The sequence below is a fragment of the Sphingobium sp. TB-6 genome (assembly GCF_012927365.1).
Classification (GTDB): domain Bacteria; phylum Pseudomonadota; class Alphaproteobacteria; order Sphingomonadales; family Sphingomonadaceae; genus Sphingobium.
In genome coordinates this window covers 1-1,332 of sequence record NZ_JABBGL010000052.1, presented here as the reverse complement: position 1 = coordinate 1,332, position 1,332 = coordinate 1, and the positions used below count along the sequence as shown (strand labels likewise).

The window sequence follows — 1,332 nt, the reverse complement described above, 5'->3', positions numbered from 1 at the left end:
TTCGAGATGCGGTCATTGGGTGCGATTCGCCCCATATTGAGCATCCCCTATCGAGGAGGAAAGCCATGACTGCCTATGCCGCGCTTGATGTTTCTATGGATAAGACGGCGATTTGCGTGATCGACGCCGGTGGCAATATTCTGTTGGAAGCAGTGACGATTAGCGATCCGGAGGCGATCGCCCATTGCCTGGCCCCCTACAGCGCTGAACTCGAACTGGTCGGCTTCGAGGCCGGACCGCTTTCGGAATGGCTTTTTCGCGGCCTCCAGGACGCAGGGATTGAGCCGGTTCTGATGGAGACCCGGCAGGTCCGCGCTGCGCTGTCGGCGATGGTCATGAAGACGGACCGCAACGACGCCCGGGGTATGGCCCAGCTATTGCGCTCGGGCTGGTTCAGGCCGGTGCACGTCAAGACCATTCCCGCCCGCGAGCAGCGTACGTTGCTGGCCGCGCGGTCGACATTGATGCGCCGGCAGAAGGACATCGAGAATAGCGTACGCGGGTTGTTGAAGGGTTTCGGCCTGCGCCTCGGCCGACTGCTGCGGGGCCGTTGGGATGATGCCGTCCGCGACATAGTCTCGGGCAATGCAACGCTTGCCTCCATCATGGAACCCTTGCTCGTTGTGCGCCAAGTATTACGCGCGCAGCTGGCTGTCCTGGATGGGCAGGTCCGGGATATCGTTCGCACCGACGCCGTATGCCGGAGGCTCATGACCGCGCCAGGCGTTGGCGCGATTGTCGCGCTTACCTACCGTGCCGCGGTCGATAATCCTGCCCGCTTTCGATCGTCCAAGTCAGTCGGTCCCTGCTTCGGCCTGACGCCGCGAAAATATCAATCGGGCGAGATAGATCGGAACGGCGGGATCAGTCGTGCCGGTGATCCGGCGGTCAGGGTCGCTCTGTTCGAGGCAGCGCACGTTCTGATGACGCGCGTGGCGAAATGGTCGAAGATCAAGGCCTGGGCAATGAATATCGCCAAGCGCCGCAGCGCGAAGCGCGCCAAGGTCGCGCTCGCCCGCAAGCTTGGCATCATTCTGCACCGGATGTGGGTCGATGAAGCCGACTTCAGGTACGGCCAGCCGGCATAGCCTTCGAGGAGAGAAAAGATGCCCGGATACTCAGCTACGTAGAGGTCCCCTGCGGGTGACCGGCGAGGGGACGATGGTCAGGGACAAGCCGCTGGACGCTTTGGCGATCAACGCCGTTTTCGAGATCGGCTACCCTGATTTTTCCGACCGCATCATGTGACGACCACGCGTCGATCACGGACAGAAGCATGAACCCCAAGTCGATCTACCTTGCAGTCCCGCACCCAATGACAGAAGGTGTCCA

1 protein-coding gene is annotated in these 1,332 nt (G+C 61.5%); it reads left to right on the top strand.

From position 1 onward, the window contains the following. Positions 1–65 precede the first annotated feature (65 nt). Positions 66–1,088: an IS110 family transposase gene (locus HHL26_RS24015; RefSeq protein WP_008832424.1), complete on the top strand. Its 1,023-nt coding sequence runs from the start codon at positions 66–68 to the stop codon at positions 1,086–1,088. Positions 1,089–1,332 lie beyond the last annotated feature (244 nt).

What these genes read in the sequence shown, in the direction of transcription:
- HHL26_RS24015 (WP_008832424.1), top strand. Translation starts at nt 66, where the DNA reads ATGACTGCCTATGCCGCGCTTGATGTTTCTATGGATAAGACGGCGATT.